Source organism: Bacteroides fragilis NCTC 9343 (assembly GCF_000025985.1).
Taxonomy (GTDB): domain Bacteria; phylum Bacteroidota; class Bacteroidia; order Bacteroidales; family Bacteroidaceae; genus Bacteroides; species Bacteroides fragilis.
In genome coordinates this window covers 916,473-936,359 of sequence record NC_003228.3, presented here as the reverse complement: position 1 = coordinate 936,359, position 19,887 = coordinate 916,473, and the positions used below count along the sequence as shown (strand labels likewise).

The 19,887-nt window shown below is 42.2% G+C and carries 12 protein-coding genes; 1 reads left to right on the top strand and 11 read right to left on the bottom strand.

Going from position 1 to position 19,887, the window contains the following annotated elements; genetic code table 11:
- Positions 1-20 precede the first annotated feature (20 nt).
- The 7 genes from BF9343_RS03575 to BF9343_RS03545 form a co-directional block, all read right to left on the bottom strand.
- Positions 21-1,136 carry a glycoside hydrolase family 26 protein gene (locus BF9343_RS03575; protein WP_010992187.1) on the bottom strand — a complete coding sequence of 372 codons (1,116 nt, stop codon included), beginning with the start codon at positions 1,134-1,136 and terminating at the stop codon, positions 21-23.
- Positions 1,136-4,351 carry a carbohydrate-binding protein gene (locus BF9343_RS03570; protein WP_010992186.1) on the bottom strand — a complete coding sequence of 1,072 codons (3,216 nt, stop codon included), beginning with the start codon at positions 4,349-4,351 and terminating at the stop codon, positions 1,136-1,138. The genes BF9343_RS03575 and BF9343_RS03570 overlap by 1 nt, the downstream gene beginning before the upstream one ends.
- The gene (locus BF9343_RS03565) at positions 4,348-6,135 is read right to left on the bottom strand and encodes a hypothetical protein (RefSeq protein WP_032556213.1); all 1,788 of its coding nucleotides are present in this window, start codon (positions 6,133-6,135) and stop codon (positions 4,348-4,350) included. Before BF9343_RS03565 ends, BF9343_RS03570 begins: the two co-directional genes overlap by 4 nt.
- A 127-nt stretch (positions 6,136-6,262) precedes the next feature.
- On the bottom strand, positions 6,263-7,405 hold the full coding sequence (locus tag BF9343_RS03560; RefSeq protein ID WP_005796119.1) for a glycan-binding surface protein: 1,143 nt from the start codon (positions 7,403-7,405) through the stop codon (positions 6,263-6,265).
- On the bottom strand, positions 7,405-9,072 hold the full coding sequence (locus tag BF9343_RS03555; protein ID WP_010992183.1) for a RagB/SusD family nutrient uptake outer membrane protein: 1,668 nt from the start codon (positions 9,070-9,072) through the stop codon (positions 7,405-7,407). Before BF9343_RS03555 ends, BF9343_RS03560 begins: the two co-directional genes overlap by 1 nt.
- Before the next feature lie 25 nt (positions 9,073-9,097).
- On the bottom strand, positions 9,098-12,235 hold the full coding sequence (locus tag BF9343_RS03550) for a SusC/RagA family TonB-linked outer membrane protein (RefSeq protein WP_005784991.1): 3,138 nt from the start codon (positions 12,233-12,235) through the stop codon (positions 9,098-9,100).
- A gap of 380 nt (positions 12,236-12,615) precedes the next feature.
- Positions 12,616-14,784: a glycoside hydrolase family 3 C-terminal domain-containing protein gene (locus BF9343_RS03545; RefSeq protein WP_010992182.1), complete on the bottom strand. Its 2,169-nt coding sequence runs from the start codon at positions 14,782-14,784 to the stop codon at positions 12,616-12,618.
- A 179-nt stretch (positions 14,785-14,963) separates the two neighbouring features.
- Here BF9343_RS03545 and BF9343_RS03540 point away from each other — a divergent pair, with 179 nt between their 5' ends.
- A complete protein-coding gene (locus tag BF9343_RS03540) occupies positions 14,964-15,965 on the top strand; it encodes an aldo/keto reductase (RefSeq protein WP_005796125.1) in 1,002 nt (333 codons plus the stop codon).
- Between the two features lie 70 nt (positions 15,966-16,035).
- On the opposite strand, the gene BF9343_RS03535 is transcribed toward BF9343_RS03540, so the two are convergent.
- The 4 genes from BF9343_RS03535 to BF9343_RS03525 all read right to left on the bottom strand — a co-directional run bounded on the left by BF9343_RS03535 (position 16,036) and on the right by BF9343_RS03525 (position 19,839).
- Positions 16,036-17,583, bottom strand: coding sequence for an ATP-binding protein (locus BF9343_RS03535; protein ID WP_005796126.1), 1,548 nt, complete (start codon positions 17,581-17,583; stop codon positions 16,036-16,038).
- A 147-nt stretch (positions 17,584-17,730) separates the two neighbouring features.
- Complete coding sequence (locus tag BF9343_RS23575; RefSeq protein ID WP_005784981.1) at positions 17,731-17,823, bottom strand: smalltalk protein; 93 nt, start codon at positions 17,821-17,823, stop codon at positions 17,731-17,733.
- 21 nt (positions 17,824-17,844) lie between these two features.
- The gene (locus BF9343_RS03530; RefSeq protein WP_010992181.1) at positions 17,845-18,324 is read right to left on the bottom strand and encodes an HU family DNA-binding protein; all 480 of its coding nucleotides are present in this window, start codon (positions 18,322-18,324) and stop codon (positions 17,845-17,847) included.
- A 381-nt stretch (positions 18,325-18,705) separates the two neighbouring features.
- On the bottom strand, positions 18,706-19,839 hold the full coding sequence (locus BF9343_RS03525) for a DegT/DnrJ/EryC1/StrS family aminotransferase (RefSeq protein ID WP_010992179.1): 1,134 nt from the start codon (positions 19,837-19,839) through the stop codon (positions 18,706-18,708).
- Positions 19,840-19,887: the final 48 nt, after the last annotated feature.

Genomic DNA, 19,887 nt, shown 5'->3' with positions numbered 1-19,887 from the left:
GATATTATTTATAAGCAGGTTCAGTGCCAAGTATAAAAATTAGGAATTTCATCAGCGAAGAGCACCAAAGTGTCCCTCTTAAACCGACAAAAATCGGCTGCTGCCGGATGTCCTTTATAAGGAGAAAACCCCGACCAAGTGCATACATAATTCAAGGCTACCCCTTCCGAACGCAGAATAGATAACAATTGTGTATACCACAATGAATCACGTGTCTGTGTACCTGTCTCAGTAATGGCAGAAAGTTTTCCATGCTTTTGCGCATATTGTGTAAGGATACGGGCTTTCAGAACTACCAGGGAAGTATCTCCCCCATCCGGACGAAAATCCCAATAATTATCCATACCTACAACATCTACATATTTGTCTCCCGGATAACGTTCCAGATATTCGGCCTCAGTAGTGAAACCACAGTCCGGAGAAAATGCATATAAAAAGTTATGCACCTCTAAAGAATCTCTGAGATAAGTGACTGTAAACCGATACAATTTTTTAAATTCTTCAACCGAACAATGATTTTTTCCCCACCAAAACCAATTACCATCAAACTCATGCCAAGGACGGAATATGATCGGAATCAACTCTCCGTCATCGCCCTTTGCATTGTGTGCAAAATCAGCAATGATCTTCAAATCGGCTTTGAAGGTAGCATGATAAGAACCTCCCGGCAAGATATGACGAACCACTTGTGTTGTATCATAAAAATTTCCTCCGGTCACCGGACTATAATAATGCCAACAGAACGTAATAACATTTCCCCGATTATATGCAACATGGAATTTTTCCTGTATGTAATTCAATTCTTTTGTTTCCCAACTGCGAGGATTCGTAAAATGAAGGAAATCAAAACTAGCCAAAGCAGGATAAGCCCCCGTCACATCATACGCATCACATCGGTTTGCCTCATCCCTCCAGCGTGTACTATCCGAATCGAACCCATCCATTTCATAATTATGTTGTCCATAAACCACCCGTTTTCCGGTCAGTTGCCGCAAGTTATAGAACAATGCCGCCGTATGTTCAGTTGCTCTCGTATCAACCAACATCAATCTGGTTTCTGTCAAGAGGTTCCTTCGCGAAGATATGCAAGACAGGATGCATACTACAATAACAATATATATTCCAATTCTTTTCATTAATAATCTATTTGAATGATTTTTGATGCCTCACTTTCATGATCCCAAAAGGATACGGAAGTCACGCAATAATAATAAGTTCCTTTCAGAGAAGTCCCGTCGAAATCAAATCCATTATCGGCAAAACTCTGTGTATTTCCCGCTACAAACGTCACAAACGTATCTGCTCCGATTTTAAAATTAGGAGTTCTGCTACGATAGATGCGATACATTTCCACATTTGGCACACGACTCCAAAACATACGTTTACCACAAATTGGTTTTATCATCGGAACTTCGGGTTTATCATCTCCCGGTACCTCAGTTACTACCACCGTATGATTCCGAGCCGGAGCCGAACCCGGATAGCAAAATACATTGTCAGAATCTGAAACCGAAATGTAGTATTCTATTCCCTGACGCGTAATCTCAGAAGCAGGTAAGGTTAATGTGAAGACACCTCTGGTCCGGTGCTTAAATGGTATTTTTTTCCACACTTTCTCTCCTGTTCTCCGATAGTGAAATATCCCGGATACAAATTCCGGTAACCGATTTTCAACGACTGAAAACCGAATGTGCAACGGAGTTCCCTCCATTATTGAAGTCAACGGGGAATTAATCACAATAACCGGAGCTTCCCGGTCAGCACTCCCGGCCAGACAATCGGCAGGTATTCCCAAAGGGCTTTTATGCCCTTCAATATCCACTGCATATACCGTATACGAAGCTGCTCCATGAAACTTATCCTGATAACAATTCACATCAGACGCCAATGTATCAATCTCTTCTCCATTACGACAAACCACGAAGGAACTTACTGCCGGCTCTTCATTACGCCAACTAATCTGTGCTCCCTCAAGAGTACCTTTAGCTATAATATGCGAAGGAGCCTGTACCCGTTGCTGTTTACGTAGCTGGTTGATCTTCTCTACATAGTTCTGTTTCACAAACCGATTCTGAGTACTCATAATGTTTCCATAGGAAGAAATATCTTCAATACGATACAAAAAGCTACGCGCCCATTCATCCATTTTCCCCGGTAAATCATTCCATTGATAATTTTCAAAATCAGTATTCAAAGCTATATGGCATGCTGCTCCATGAATACGTGCTCGTAATCGGGAGAGACGCAATTGTTGAAGTACATCCGAAGTAACGGCCATACAACTATCAATTGTTTTCAGCTGTTTATCAGCTAATTTCCCAGCTTTGGCTATTACATTAAAAGGTTGAAAACGAACATAAAGCGTATGAACACCTTTTAACCCTTTCACCGGAACGGTCAATGATTTCCAGGATTGCCAACCTTCCGTGTTCTTTACTTCAAACCGAGCGATAGCAGGTCCTCCCAATCGATCCAGATAAACAGTAGCAACACCACCCGAAGATGCAGAAGCAATCCGTATGGACATTCGTTCGGGACTATTACTAAAATCAACTGCCGGATACTGCAACCAGTCATCAGCCATAATATATCCCACGCACTCTCCTCCTTCATCACAAGGAGCATTTTTTGTACCTTTTTTCTCTGCATATCCGGTGGCCTTTATCTCCACATCCTTTCCATTCTTTCCCCCAAAAGTCATCGAATAAAGATTCATCAACGGATAAGTATGTACCATCTGATTAAATCCGGGTGTTTCCTGACACTCACCGAAATCGGTAGCAAAAGGTTCGTTTTGATCGATAATGTCAGTAATGGCATCCACTGCATTTTCTCCATAATTGGCAAGTGCAAAATCCCGATACACTTTCTCCGAAGAGTCCAGCACTTCATGATTATACCAAGGAGCCTTACTGATGTACCACATCTTTGGAGAAATAGCATCCGCCAATCTCCATGTCAGCGCATAAAATCCGTTCATATTGGCAGAAGCATCTCCAAAGGCCCGGATTGTTTCCGAAAGATCTACATTATAAGGATAGTAATACTCAGAACTGTTAAAATCACGTTCCAGCCAGGGACATCCCCAGTATTCACGATTTCCATAAACACTTCCCGGCTCAAAAGCGGCCGAATAGTAAGATATAGGAGCACAAATGACATCTTCAGGCAGACTATTCACCGATTCCGCAGTTAGCCCCCAGCCCGATACAGCTATACGGGTAGAAGGCGACTTCCGCTTCATCTCTTCATAAAATCCATCAAAGACTCTTCGCCAACGGGCATAAAAAGCCTCATTTTTCTGACCTTCGGATTGAAAACAAAGCAGATAGTCCAATTCCGGATACTCACGAGCTATTTCTGCGACCTGTACCTTTATCAAGTCTTTGTTATCCGGTTCAGACTGATATTCCGGCAAAACGACATCAATATCTAACCCTAAACCTATTTTTACACCACGTAAGTGTGCATAGGCAATCACCTTACGGAATATAGTTGCTCCTTTCTCTTTGATCTGACCATTCGTCAACGTTTCATTATGCAAGCCATAGTCTGCCCCGAAATCATAATCATCATAAACTTCAGATGCCCCGAAAAGATATTCGTTGATATTCCATCCGGGACAGCCCCATCCGTGTCCTGTCTTTATAGTAGGCATCCATCCACGCGATAAATGCCCTTTGTATTCAAAATTATGAAACAGTTCATTATGTCCGCAAAACCCGTTATAGTTATGAATCATAATGAAGCTCATACGCATCCGTGCTGCCTGATCTATGATGTAACGCCAATCATCCCAAGAATAAATGGTAGCCGATTGCGGAAAATTAGTCCAGGGAAGAAATCCACGGATAGCCACTGTCGGAGTTCGTTCATCTTGAATCAACGGTATTCTCGTCTGAACCTCTTTCTTATCAGGATATACATCTCCATTCATATAGAAACGCATTCCTAAGTGATCTTCCAGCAACCCATATACACCATAAAGCAATCCATTGGCATCAACACCTGCAATGACAACCAATTCCCTGCCTTTTTCTTTTACTGTCCGAATGACATATCCCTGCTCTCCCGGCATGGACTTCAGAGGTAATACTCCTTTGTCTCTCCAAGACTTCACTAACGGATGATCCAGTCTTGTCAGAACAAATTCCGTTTTCCTGTCCGGTACTTCTTCATGATCGATGGACAACAAGCGTCCGGACAGCTGATAATAATACCGCTGAAGTTCTACCGCCGCATATTCTTCAATCGGCGTAGCAGAAGCTGTTAACAAAATCTGTGCTTTGACAGCCGATGCTGCCATCCCCCAAATTAAGATAGCCAGCAGGTGATATGCCATTCGTTTCATTTTTCTTTTATTTTATTTTCCAGATAAATTTTAAGATCATTATATTCGCGCCACACACGTTGATTCAAAGAGCTAAGTACTCCCAATTCTCCACGAGAATGAACACGTTCCATATAAGTATCAAACATTTCTTTAACAGGGGCTGAAACTAACAGCCGATATGCGTCCATATACTCCTGCGAACCATTTATTTTCTCACCTTGCACTTCCTTCTTTTTTAAGATAAAAGCAGGCATCATAGCCCGATCTACCTCATCCAACAACAGTTCAAAACGGAACATTGCTATGAAACGTTTCAGATTCTCCCGTTTCTCTCCTCTTAACTTTTTCAATAACGATTCTCCCGAAGACACCAACTCTTGTCGTATTCGCACATTATTTTCATCTAATAATCCCCATTCCGGAGTATATGCATAAAATTCCGGTGACGGTACATTCCATTGAATCTGTTCACGATCCATTCTGGCAAGTAAAGGAGTCATTTCTTTTGCGGCTTCTTCCCCAAATTCCTCTGTCAGATATCGGTCATACAATTGATCTACACTCTCGTCAGCACCCTTATCCGAAGCAAAACGGGCAAACGTTCGAAAATTAAAACGGGGTTCCTCTGTACGCCAGTGAATAGCAATTACTCCGTCCAGATTTTGTTCGGCAGCAAGCTTTACCTGTTCACGCATCATATTGACCCTCGGCTGAAAATGCCAGAGTTGATGATCCCCCTCCAACCAGGGTACAGCCCAAACACTACGGTTTCGGGCAATCTCTTCCAAGAAATCAGGTTGCGGACTTTTTCCTAAATCCGGATTAAGGCAACTGAAAATAATATCTTGTGGTAAGGCCCTATCCAGTCCTTTCAATAAAGAAGGCAACTGATGTCCCCCTCCCCAACCACCAAGGATTAACTTTGCACGAGAGCCTTTTGATTTCAAATGTTTATAAGTCAATTTCATGTATTCCAATGCCCATACCCCGACAAAACGAGCCGATGAATCGGCAGCCTCTTTAAAGAGTGCCTGATTCTCTTGATAAGCCCGGGCAAAGGGTTTATCTCTAAGTGCTTTCTGAACATCGACACCCATAAATGAATGTTCATTCAGCCACATCCAGATATAATCGATATCCGGATAAGTGTTTAGGATATCATCAATTGCCGCATAATGTATCTCGGCAGCTATCTGACTTTTCGGATTGGGGATCATATTCGATTCACCTGCCCAATAAAAACAATCTCCGGCTACATTCAAAGAAAAATATTCGGGAGGGATCACTCCAAATTCAAATCCCATAGCCATTCGGATTCCCCGTTCATGTGCCATCTTCAGAACATCCCTCATCAAGGACTGAGCTTTTTCATAATGTTCCCGAGAAGAATGTGATGTTATCGAACCATTATTGCCAAAAGCTTCTGCACCAACAGGCAATTGAAATATCTTTCCCGTATCAAAAGCAAAGTCTTTCACAGCCATCGGAAGATATCCCCAACGGGCTGTCATCGAATTATCAAAACAAGCTTGCGGAAGAATATTTTTATATTCTATTTTTATCATAGGTTCCACATAGGTGGCATAGCGTTCTCCACCACCAGTATAATTATGAAAACCAATAAAATTGATACCATTCTTCCGGCATTCATCCAGATAAATCCGGTAATCCGACAGATTCCAGGAAGTAGGTCCCGATAGAAAATTATGCCAGGGCAACACTCCCCTGATATTAAATTTGTCTTGTGCCTGGATTTCCAGGCAGATAAACAAAGCAATAAACAAATATTGAATTTTTCGCATTATCATTTTTGTTAGATTTATATTGCAAGCTGAGTTAAAAAGAGGGATAGTTCCATAAAAACTTCCCTCTTTTACCAACTCTACCCTACATCAAGCAGATTATAATCTGCTTTTTGCTAAGCACACCTTAATCTTTGGGAACGATACGGAAATTATCAAAACAGATATCCGTATCTTCCGCCCAACTATTACCCATAATCTGCAGGACTCCATCATTAGGAATATCTCCTTTCCACATCTCTCCCAGATCAATAGAAACGGTTTTCCATTCTCCATTTGTATTCAGAGCAAGTCCCGATGCAAAAGGTTCCCAATCGTAATTGATCTGTGAAAAATAGAAACGAATCTGCCTTTTAGTCAATGGTTTGATTGTATTTACTTCAAACTTCAGCAAATATTTATTTTGATCGGCAATAACCTCCGGAGAATATTCGACAGCACACTGTGCAATAGTAGTCACCTCGTTCCAGTCCCAATCGTTCGCATCCCCTTTATTGATCTTGAAACGGGAGAAGTATCCACTGTACGGAGCAGGCACAGGACCATCTATCACATATTTACTACCTCCCCAACCGGTAAACGGATCAAAGTCACACAGCATGTTGCCTTTTTCCATATATTTACCTGGAACCGTTACCTCTCCACAAACCGGACTGACTAATTTAATTTTTGATCCCATTACAGCATCTTCCGGCAATACAAAACTCAAGCTGTTGCCCGTTGATTTTGTAATTTTCACTTCTTTACCACCAAAGAACAGTTGTCCCGATTCGGTCGTTATCTCATAAAGATCGAAATAATCGCCGACTACTTTCATTGTATCACCGGCCGGTGTAAATTCATTGAACATTCCATTCACTTCCAATTCGGGGATAAACACTGATATCGGAGCTGTCACTGTAGAATTTCCACTCCCTAAAGTTATCAGATTATTTATTTCTCCCGGAATCACTCTTGGAATCGGAAAAGTAATTTCTCCGGAAGTGATGTATGCGTCTTTCAAATCAACCTGCACATCATTCACCAGAATTGAATTAACAGCATTCAGTCCCGTACCTTGCACTATGATGTACTGTGCAAGATTAGCCTGATCAATGCCCTGCTCACGGTCAAGTACGGTAGATACCCTTGTAACCGCCAAAGGAGCATATTCCACTTCATCGTCCTCACATGATGCAAAAAGCCCACAGCCCAGCATCACCCACACGAATAAAATATATCTAAATGTTTTCATTGCATCTTCAATTTTAAATGTTACGAATGTATTCATTACCATCCCGGATTATTAGAATCAATCTTATCATTAGAGTTCACTTCACTGGTAGGTATCGGATAAAGAAGATTTCGTTCCAAACGACGTTTAGTCACATTATGCTCATCCATATCGATGGCATTCATCACATCCAGATAGATACCCCAACGGAAAAGATCATAACGGCGGTCAGCTTCATAGGCCAATTCGCGGGCACGCTCTTCCAGTACAGCCGAACGGAATTCATCCTGATTCATTCCGGAGAACGGAGTGGCATGTGCACGCGTACGAATGCGGTTCACCTGATTATAGGCCTCAGCGTCCGGCCCACCATTCAATTCATTGACAGCCTCAGCATAAATCAACATGATATCCGGCAAACGGAGTAACGGAAAGTGAAAATCACTGTTTTTTTGTTTCCGGTCTGTAACAAAAGTAAATTTTGTCAACTTCGCCAATGTCCACCCCTGACCTTCATGATAGACTTCCGTACCATCAAAAGCATTGCCCTGACTGTCATATACCTCCTTATTCTCCACTTTATCTGCATACCAACGGGGATAATAGTTATAGATAACCTTACCATTGGATATACCATCCGACGCATATCGATGAATAACTCCATCGACAATACGCTTATCCTGTTCTTCGAAAAGCAGATACCAGTGATCGCGCATACCATACCAGTTACCTTCCATCGTACCGTCTTCTTTGAAAATGCCCACATAATCCTGACAGATCGTGTTTCCAAAGTCCTTATCACCGCTGATGGCCTGTGCCATCCAGATGTGTTCTCCCTTATTACGGTTTCCTATGGCCCATACGTCCATATAATTATCAAACAGGGTATATTCGTTTATCACCTCCCAAGCTTTGTCACGTGCCAACGCATAATACTTGGCCGGATCAAAAGACTCATAACCTGCAACAGTCTTTGCAATGTGCGTGATAGGTTGTGGTTCAAATATATTCGGATTTCCTCCCTTAACCACGATAGGCACACCGGACATCGCCCCGGAAGCCATAGTAACATATACCTTCGCCAACAATGCTTTAGCAGCTCCATTTGAAGCATGCCCCACCACGAAACCTGCATCATCTTTTGAGTACATACCTTCAGCCTGTTCCAACAATTCGATAATATGTGCATATACATCCGAAACCGATGCACGAGGTTGACTCATAGCTTCTCCTTCCGAAATGGATTTCCGGAAAATAGGTACAGGACCGTAATTTCTCACCAAATTAAAATAAGCCCATGCTTTAAGGAAACAGAGTTGAGCTAAAGCATCCTGTTTACTCTCCTGGCTCAGATTACTCATTGCCGAAATCTTGGATATACCCAGATTTGCCCGGTGGATTAACGTATAACTACCTTGCCACATGTGGTCTATCCCCCAAAAACCTTGTGGGTTTCCCGCTCCCACATTACCGAATGCCCATGAAGCTCCTGATGCGTAGTCACAGTCCATATTGGTCAGGTAAAGATAAGATCCCGGAGCAATAAAGCTGGTGATCACCGTATTATAGGCTCCTGTCACGAGCTGAGAAGCTGCACTTTCACTGTCGCCCAACTGCTCAGGCGACACAAAATCATAGGCCTTTTCATCCAGTAAATCATTGCATGAACATGCCAACAAGACCGTCCATAACAATAAAAACGATTTGAATATTATTTTTTTCATGACTTTTCTTGATTTGAGTTAAACATCAGAATGTACATTGTAAACCAAATGAGAAGGTGCGACTGCTTGGATATGAGAATAAGTCTACACCACGACGGGAAGCATCACTTCCGAAAGAATTTACATCCGGATCATACCAACTATATCCCGAAATGGTAAATACATTACTAACGGAAGCAAACAGATTGATAGATTCGATTCCTTTGAATGGAGAAATAAACTTATAGCCCAGATTAATGTTCTTCATTCTCAGATAAGATCCATCTTCTACATAGCGGTCGGACAACTTCATTGTTCTCCCATAGCCGGCATAAGCTTTCGGCCATTTGGCATTCTCCCGATTTTCGGGTGTCCAACGGGATTCATATATATTCTGAGGAATATTACCAATACCACTCATAGTCACTTCAAGCAAGTTTGCATTAAAAATATCACCTCCGACACAGCCTTGCAGGAAAAAACTCAAAGAGAAATTCTTATAAGTAAAATTGTGAGTCATACCAAACGTAAAGTCCGGATTCGTGTCACCAATTACCTGACGATCGGCATTCGTAATACCGGCTACCCCATCAAAATCCTTATATTTTACCTCACCTACCATTGCTTTACATACAGCCTCCGACTCTTTTGCATAGAACGGATCAGCTCTCACCTCAGCTATATTATCATAAAAGCCGTCTTCCACAAATCCATAAATGGTTCCGATCGGCATTCCGTTACGCTGTAAGAACACATTATCAGCCTTACTCCATCCTTGAGCAAACTGATCGCCCGGAAGACCACTGATTTTATTACGATTAAAAGAAATATTAGCATCAAAGTCCCAATTGAGATTCTTTCCGGTGATTGCATAAAATTTTCCCGTAATTTCAAGTCCTTTATTGGTTACGTTACCAAAATTTGTCGTCATATTTGAAAAACCTGTACTTTGGGGTATCTGTATATTCTGTAACAAATCAGATGTTTTCTTATAATACAGATCAATAGTCAGATTAATTCTATTCTGGAAGAAACCCATATCCACTCCTACATTATACTGGCTGGTAGTTTCCCACTTCAGGTCCGGATTGGCCGGTCCTCTCCAAGTCAGATTAGCAAATCCACTGGCAAGTGCACCATTAATTGGATAATTGGCCACAGTCAGATAGTCACGGGTAGCATATGCCCCAATCGCCTGATTACCTGTTTGTCCATAACTTGCACGGAATTTCAGGTTACTAAACACATTCAGATCTTTAATAAACTGTTCTTCTGATGCTCTCCAGGCAATAGCCCCTGAAGCAAAGTTCGACCATTTATTACCAGGCGCAAACTTACTGGAACCATCTCGGCGGAAAGAGGCAGTAAACAGATATTTATTCATCAGATTATAGTTGGCACGTCCCAAAAAGGAAACCAAAGAAGTCATTCCTCGCCCGCTAGTCGGTTTCTGAGGATTCACAGCAGCACTCATATCAAAATCTTCTGTCAAGTCTTGCGGAAATCCGGTAGCTACCATTGCCTTATTACCATAATCCCCTCTTTCATAAGAGAAAGCTGCGACTACATTTAGCGAATGATTCCTATTAAAGGTCTTATTATAAGTTGCCATCGTTTCAAGTACCAGGTTTTTCGACCAGTTATCTGCCTTGGAAGCATATCCGTTTGTCGGATCTTTACCTTCTACTGTTTCCCTGTTGTAATACACATCACGTTCATTGATATTGTAGGAGAAACCAACATTCTGACGAACCTTCAAATCTTTGTACGGAGTGATCTCTACAAATGAAGAAGAAAAGAAACTATTCGTTGTCAGTTCATCTTTAGCAGCACGTGTATATACATAAGGATTAGAAGAGAACCAGTTCAACTGGGCATTATTCGTTTCATCATCCAGCGGAGCGGTAGCCGGATAAAATAAAGCACCACGAATAATACCGTCACTGACAGAATTCGTTTTAGCAAGTTTATTCAGCGAATTGGTAAAACTCATATTCGTACCTATTTCAATCCATTCATGTACTTTACGAGCCAAGTTCGCACGGAATGAATAACGTTTGTATCCGGAGTTATGAATGATACCACTCTGATCCAAAATATTACCGGAGATTGCATAATATCCTTTATCATTCGAACCGTTCACGCTCAGATTGTATTCCTGGGAAAATGCTGTTTCAAATACTTCATCCTGCCAATTTACGCTAGGATATGTACCATTCCGATAGTCCTCCGGTCCAGGAGAATAAACAGATTCACCGGTACTGGGATCTACTTTGGAAGTACCCGGATATGGAATTGCTTCATTCGCATTCTCGTATTCATTAAACATCTGCGCTGCTTCATTCCTATACATCGCATATGCATATCCATCCAACATATCCAATTTCTTCACTACTTTCGATATTCCGAAATTAGCACTGAAGCTGATATTATCTTTTCCTTTTGCACCACGTTTGGTAGTAATCAATACCACACCATTTGCACCACGCGATCCATAGATGGCTGTGGCAGAGGCATCTTTCAAGATCTCAATAGATTCGATATCCGACGGATTAATTGTCGAAAGCGGATTGGCTGTCTGCATCATACCGTCTTTGCCTGTTCCCGGCATTCCACTACTGGTAAAAGGAATACCATCCACGATATAAAGCGGTTCGGTAGAGGTGGAGAATGAATTAGCACCACGAATCTGAATACTTACCCCGGCTCCGGGAGCACCATCATTCTGGTTAACCTGCACACCTGCAATACGCCCTTGGAGTCCCTGATTAATACTAATCGGGTTTGTTTTCATTAAATCTTCACTTTTGATGCTGGTGACCGAACCAGTCAAGTCACTCTTCTTCATGGAGCCATAGCCTATAACTACTACTTCATCCAGTAGTTCAGTATCCTCTTTCATGGTCACATTGAGCACTTTTTGTCCGGGTTTTAAAGTGATCTCCTGTTCTTTATAACCTACACACGAAAAGACCAATACATTCTTACCATTTGGGACGTTAACACTATACTTACCGTCCACATTGGCAATAGAACCGGTTCCGGCACCTTTAACCAGAACATTGGCTCCGATCAATGGAGATCCATCGTTAGCATCGGTAATTACACCTGTAACAATGGTTTGCTGAGCCATCATATGGCCACTCATTAAGAGTGCCATCAGAAACAACATCATGTTCTTCATACTATTACACTGATTTTAAATGATTAATTTTGTGATAATGCAAAAATAGAGTCAACCGGCAGAACAAACAAATATGATTTTATCATTCACTTATGCAATTCAAACAAACACTCTTTATTCGCTTTTTGCCTTTAATGCATCCGTTATTCCACCATAGTTTATCTAAAAGACGAAATTGAGACTTATTTCATCCCAATATCGGGGAACTTTCTCAAATGTAAAATTAGTGCAGTTATTATTAACAATCCAGTATTATTTTATCTGATACTGATACAATCAGCACACCCTCTACATCAGAGAACAAGTACATACAGAAATCACCTTCAAACAATCTTTCCTTAAAAAAACAACTACTACCCCAGAACCTGTAAAAACTAACTTTACCTTATCTTAACCTCAAAACCTTTCGTAATACCTTTCGCCAACCCCGGTTGTCCGGAACCGATAAACAAAGTATACTTTCCGGAAAGCATCCTCCATTTCCCATCTTCCCAAACTGATAACTCCCGGGGAGCTATAGTAAAATCCACTTTCTTTTTCTCACCTGAAGCAAGTTTTACTTTTTTAAATGCCACTAATTTTTTCAACGGATATGTGTAAACAGGAGTATTCTCCCTCGAAACATAGACCTGAACCACTTCTTCTCCTGCTAACTGACCTGAATTGGATAACTCGACCGAACATTGTAAAATCGCATCCGGCTGCAAAGTATCATTCCCTTGTATATTATCGAACTCAAAAGATGTATAACTCAATCCATGGCCGAAACCATATAAAGGTTCCCCTTTCATATAACGATAAGTACGCCCTTTCCACATATCAAAATCCAGTATATCCGGTAACTGTTCTTCGGTTTTGTAGATAGTCATAGGCAACTTACCCGACGGATTTTCATTTCCAAACAGCAAATTGGCCAAAGCCCTACCCGCTTCCTGTCCCGGATACCAAGCCTGCATAATAGCCAGTATATGTGTATCCGCCCATTCGGAAGTCAACGGATTTCCCGTGTGGAAAACCAATACAATTCTCGGATTCACCTGATAAATCTTTTTTAGAAACTTCTCTTGTTCCTCCGGTAAATAAATAGAAGGCATATCATGGTTTTCTCGTGCCATTTTTTCATCACTACCCAAAGCTACAAGTACTATATCTGCCCCTTTTACCACTTGCGCTATAGAATCCGCAGAGGTTCCCATTCCGTTCAGATAAGTGACTTTCCCTTTTTTACCTATCAGCTCCTTCACTCCTTTCAAAAGGCTAACCGAATAAGGAGGCTGTCCGCTATATCCCCCCAAATAATTGTAATCGGCAAACGGTCCTACTACGGCTACAGATTTAATCTTTTCTTTATTTAAAGGTAACAAAGCATCGTTTTTCAATAGCACGACCGACTTAACAGCAGCCTCATAAGCAAGTTCTGCAAATTTCTTTCCTGCCAATAGTTTCTTATCATAATGATTATATGGGACAAGTTCCATCGGATCAAACTCTCCCAACTTAAACCGTGCCGTTAATACTCTTGTCAAAGCCCGGTCAATAGCAGCTTCTGAAATTAATCCTTGTTCTACCGCTTGAACAAGTTTTTCCTTATAAGTAGTACCACATTCCAGATCACAACCACTGTTTACTCCTAAAGCAGCTGCCTCCTCCAGCGAGTTTACCACCCGGTGCTGCCAATTCATCACCCCAATAGCCCCGCAATCAGAAACTACAAATCCATCGAATCCCCATTCTTTTCTCAGCACATCATCGAGTAACCAATGCGAACCGCTGGGTGGTACTCCGTTAAAAGCATTATAAGCTGTCATTACCGATTGTGCGTTTGCCTCTTTCACACAAGCCTCGTAAGCGGGGAAATAATATTCATATAGCTGTTTCGTCGGTATTTGTGAAGAACTGGAGAAACGATTGTTCTCTTCGTTATTGGCCACAAAATGTTTGATTGTTGCGACAGTTTTCAGATAAGTCGGATGATCCCCCTGTAAGCCTTTAACAAAAGCCACTCCAAGTCGCGAAGTCAGATGCGGATCTTCACCATAAGTCTCTTCATTTCTTCCCCAGCGTGGATCACGCGCCATGTTTATAGTAGGCGACCAGTAAGTGAGCCCTTTTCCTATCTCCAGATATTTCAACCGTGCCTCCGTAGAAATAGCAGAAGCCACCCGTTTGACTAACACCGTATCCCAGGTAGAAGCCAGATTAATGGCTTGCGGAAAGACTGTCACTTCACCGGCACGAGCCACTCCGTGAAGACATTCATTCCAATAATTATAAGCAGGAAGATTCAACCGCGGAATGCTATCACTTTCGCTCACCAACTGAGCTACCTTCTCTGCCAATGTCATCTGTTGAATCAGCGTCCTTACACGAACTGCGACCGGTTGCGACAAATCTCCGATAATCCTCTCTTTTACACCACGGACTTCCACTTTTCCTCCTGCATTAAAAGCCGGACAATCCTCACACCCTCCATTGTCCTGAGCCCTCAACATTATACCTGTAGAAAGTAGAATCCCTATCATTACTATTTTTGTTTGCATGTCTTTCATATTCTGTCTCCACTGTTTTTAGTTCATACGCTTTTCAATAATGCAAAATTATCGGGATTCCATCAAACCATCCAGTATTATTTTATCCATTCATAATACAATTATTATTTTGATAACCTATGTTGCTCCATAAATCGATTATCTTTGCATCATAGTTAATCTTCAAAAGATCTCAGCATATGATCAATCCTATTTATTCAGCCGATAAAGCAAGATACTCCGGTGGGATGAAGTACCGTCGTTGTGGTAAAAGCGGTATACTGTTACCGGAAGTTTCTCTGGGCCTCTGGCATAACTTTGGTGATGTTGACACATTAGCCAACAGCCTCCGGATGGCTCACTTTGCATTCGACAAAGGTATCACACATTTCGACCTGGCTAATAACTACGGTCCCTCTTACGGCTCAGCTGAAGAAACGTTCGGACTCATCATGAAGAAATCCTTTATGCCCTATCGGGATGAACTATTCATATCCACCAAAGCCGGCCATGATATGTGGGAAGGTCCTTACGGAAACTGGGGCTCCCGAAAATACCTGATGAGCAGTCTCAACCAGAGTTTAAAACGTATGAATCTGGAGTATGTCGATATTTTCTATACCCATCGTTACGACCCCGAAACTCCACTTGAAGAAACTCTTCAGGCGCTCGTCGATATTGTCCGGCAAGGTAAAGCCCTCTACATCGGTATATCCAAATACCCCAAAGAAAAGGCAGAGTTCGCCTACCGATATCTGGAAGAACGAGACGTGCATTGTCTACTCTATCAGGGACGATACAACCTGTTTAACCGCGAACCGGAAGAACAAGGCATTCTGCAACAAGCCAAAGAAAATGGTACGGGCTTTATCGCCTTTTCTCCTCTGGCTCAAGGTCTGCTCACCAACCGGTATCTAAATGGAATTCCGGAAGACTCAAGAATAGCCCGCGGAGGTTTCCTGAAGAAAGAGCAATTGACCGAGCAAGTATTCAATAAAATCAAAGCATTGAATGAAGTGGCAGGTAGTCGGGGACAGACCTTAGCCGAAATGGCATTGGCCTGGGTCTTGAAAGATGATCTGGTAACCTCTGTTATCGTCGGCGCGAGCTCCGTCAAGCAACTGGAAGACAATCTGAAAGTGACGGAAAACTGTAAGTTCAGTACAGACGAGATTCAACGTATCGGGAACATTCTTCAATGAACTCTTTTTCACCACAGATTAACAGATCACACAGATGTGTAATATTCAGATTATCATATGGAATTTAGAGTCAATCCACGACCCAACAATCAATATTCCTTGTTTTCGAGCTAAAGTTCACTCCTGCCTTTAGCAGTTGACGGGGATCATTGGCAAACGGAGCGGCATATCCCTTTTCTTCTATCTGTTTCAAAGCCTCTTCCGCACTCCCGTCAAATTTGAACTCCATCACATAAATGTATCGGTCTGTCTTCAAAACCATATCGATGCGCCCGTTAGAAGTATGATACTCCGCCTGGACATAAAAACCAAGTAACTTATAAACAATAAAAAGAACATTCTGATAATGCAACTCCAAGTCACGTACCAGTTCATAAGGAGTATCGGCGAAGAAACTTTGCAGACGACGAAAGAAAGCATCACAATCTCCCTGTTCCACTTCAGAAACGAACCTGGTTATATGAAACCCTGTTTGTCCTTTATCAATATTTGCATAAAAAGGAAGTAAATACCTGATAAATCCTTCCTCTACTTCCCGATTGGGAAATCCCAGGCGGTAGATATCAAAACGTTCATCATACCCTTTTATCGTCAGATAGCCACTCTGATAAATCACCGGCAGAGGATTCTTCGAAGTAGAATCTATGCAATTCAGCATATCTGATGTCGCCTCATCGTGCGCCAGCTGTTGCAAGTCATATTTATCACGCAGTAAAAGTTTTACCAAATAAGACGGAGTACCTGTTTCGAACCAGTAACTGCCAAACTTCATCTTATAAAAAGTATTCAGTATACTGAACGGATTATATAAACCGATAGAATTTTCCGTGAAATGATAACCATCATACCGTTCCTTCAGCTCCCGGCAAGCATCTTCGTACGACATCTTTTGATATTTCGCCAACTGACGAATTTCCGGTTCCAGATAATGATGGATTTCCTTTTCTGTAATTCCACACAACTCCACATAAGGTTCGTCCATAGAGATATCGTTCAGATTATTCAGGTCACTAAACACACTTACCTTACCAAACTTGGTAACTCCCGTCAAAAGGGCAAAGCGGATATACCCGTCCATCGTTTTCAGCACAGAATAAAAACCTTTCAGTGTATCACGATACTTCTCTCCCAACTCCTCATTACCGATAGCCTGCAACATCGGTTTATCATATTCATCAATCAAAATCACCACCCGCTGCCCCGACTGTTCACAGGCACGCTGTACAATACCCTTGAAACGCAAAGGAATAGAAGTTTCAGAAGGAGCAGTCCCGTACACCATTTCCCATTTAGCCAACGTATCGTTCAATATTCGATCCAGGCTTTCGGGCGTATCATACTTTTCGGTGTTCAGATCCAGATGTAAAATCGGATATTTTATCCAATCTTTTTCCAACTCCTCCATAGCCAAACCACGAAACAAGTCCTTTTTCCCTTGAAAATAAGCTTCAAGAGTAGATATCAGCAGACTCTTGCCAAAGCGACGGGGACGGCTCAGGAAATAATATGAACCCGTTTTTACCAATCTACAGACTAATGCAGTCTTATCTATATAAAGATAGCCTTCCCTACGTATTTTCTCAAAGTTCTGTATCCCAATCGGGTAAAGTTTAGCCATAACACATTTCTATTAATCGTTTCACTCACAAATATACAAGATTATTCTTAATTATCGGTTTTGCTAACCATAATAATAAATGCCGGTACCCATTCTTCCGAACAGATACCGGCATTTATTTTTTCAACCGAAACGATCGGTCAACTATCAGAGCAATCCCTGCCCTCCTATCACTCCTGCAATGGCGCTTGCCACAGCTATAATCACCTTTAAAAGGATATTCCAGCTATTCTTCTTCATGTATTTATCTGATTAAAGTTATTATGCAGTCGGATCATCCACAATGTCTCCATCACCATTACCGGAATCATGACCGCCCGAAGTGCCGATACTGCCTATCTTCTGAAACTCAACACCCTGAAGCAATGCACGGGTAGTGCCAATAGCGGCAGGCCGGGTATATTTCGGTGTGAAGTGACAGAGAAGAGCCCCCACCTGGTTCGGATTGACATCCTCCTCTTTGTCTACTCCCCTCCCCCGGCTACGCGCCTTCATCGTAAAAGTACCCAACCCTTCCAGGCGTACCGTCTTACTGTTCAATAACTCGCTGCGCATTGCCGTCATTAAGTTCCGGACCACATTATGCACATCACCCGGGGTCAATGACGACTTCTCCGCAATCATCTCTGCCAGTTGCTGGGTGGACACCGTTTTACCTATCTTCACCAGATTCAAATGCCACTTCTTGTCACCGGCCTTAGTTGCCATGGTCGATTGTACTGCTCTATAAAATAAAGTCATATTCCTAATCTCCTTTTGTTCATGTTATTACTACTAATTTTATTCACATTTCGTTGATCAACATTGCAAAGGTGGACATTTACAGGAAGATGACAAAGGAAAACAGGGCATCTGGAACCGATCACTCAGGGAAAGTTATAAGTATCATATTATCAACAGTTTCAACGCATGTACAAAACCTAATCTACACCGACTTTCTCTGACAGATCCACCTGTGTTAGTCCAGTTTCCCTACGCATTTGTTTTACGTATTCTGCTATCGTTTGATTTTCCATATTATACCTGTTGGGGCACAAGTATAATAAAAGACTCCCACTTTTATACCCGATATGGTATAAAAGCGGGAGCACAGTATTTATTTATACCCCAACGGGTATACTTTTACATATCTTGTCTGATCGTATCTACTACTCTCTTGATATCTTCATCCGTCAATGTCGGTCCTGAAGGCAGACAAAGGCCGATATCAAATAAGTGTTCACTCGTACCGTTTCCATAGAATGGAGCATCTACAAATACAGGCTGAAGATGCATCGGCTTCCACAAAGGACGAGTCTCTATATTCTCAGCATCCAGTTTCAAACGAATGTCCTCACGAGTCTTACCGGCAACACTCGGATCAACCAGGATACAAGTTAACCAGAAATTTGAATCAAACCTCCCATCAGGGTTTTGAAGAACCGTTATACCGGGAACGTCCTTAAGCAACTCCGTATAAAGAGTATGTATAGCCCGTCTTCGGGCAACATGTTCATCGAGGACAAACATCTGCCCACGACCGATACCCGCACAAATATTACTCATCCGATAGTTGTAACCGATGTGGGTATGCTGATAATGTGGAGCGGCATCACGAGCCTGCGTAGCGTAGAACTTTGTTTGCCGGGCCTCTTCCTCCGTGCGACAAATCAGAGCACCTCCCCCGGAAGTCGTGATCATCTTATTCCCATTGAAAGAAAGCGCGGCCAATTCACCAAAAGTGCCACACTTCCGTCCGTTCAGTTCCGCACCCAACGCCTCGGCAGCATCCTCCAGAACCGGAATCCCATAACGACCCGCAATCTCCATGATCTCGTCCATCTTGGCAGGCATACCGTAAAGGTGAACGGGAATGATCGCTTTCGGGAGCTTACCCGTCTTGCGCAAACGGTCCTTTATAGCCTCCTCGAGTAATACCGGATCCATATTCCAGGTATCCTTCTCACTGTCCACAAAAACAGGTTTGGCCTCCAGATAAGAAATCGGATTGGCAGAGGCGGCAAAAGTAAAACTTTGGCAGATCACTTCATCACCGGGTTTTACATCCAGGAGAATCAAGCCCAAGTGAAGTGCAGCCGTTCCGGCACTCAAGGCCACCACACGACGGTCCTCATGTAAATATTCAACCAAAGATTGCTCAAAGGCATCCACGTTAGGTCCCAAAGGGACAACCCAGTTCGTATCAAAGGCCTCTTTTATAAAGTCTTGCTCACGGCCACCCATGTGAGCAAGCGAAAGCCAGATTCGCTTATTCATAATATTGATGAAATTAAATATCTATAAATAGTATTTTTCTCAGAAAAA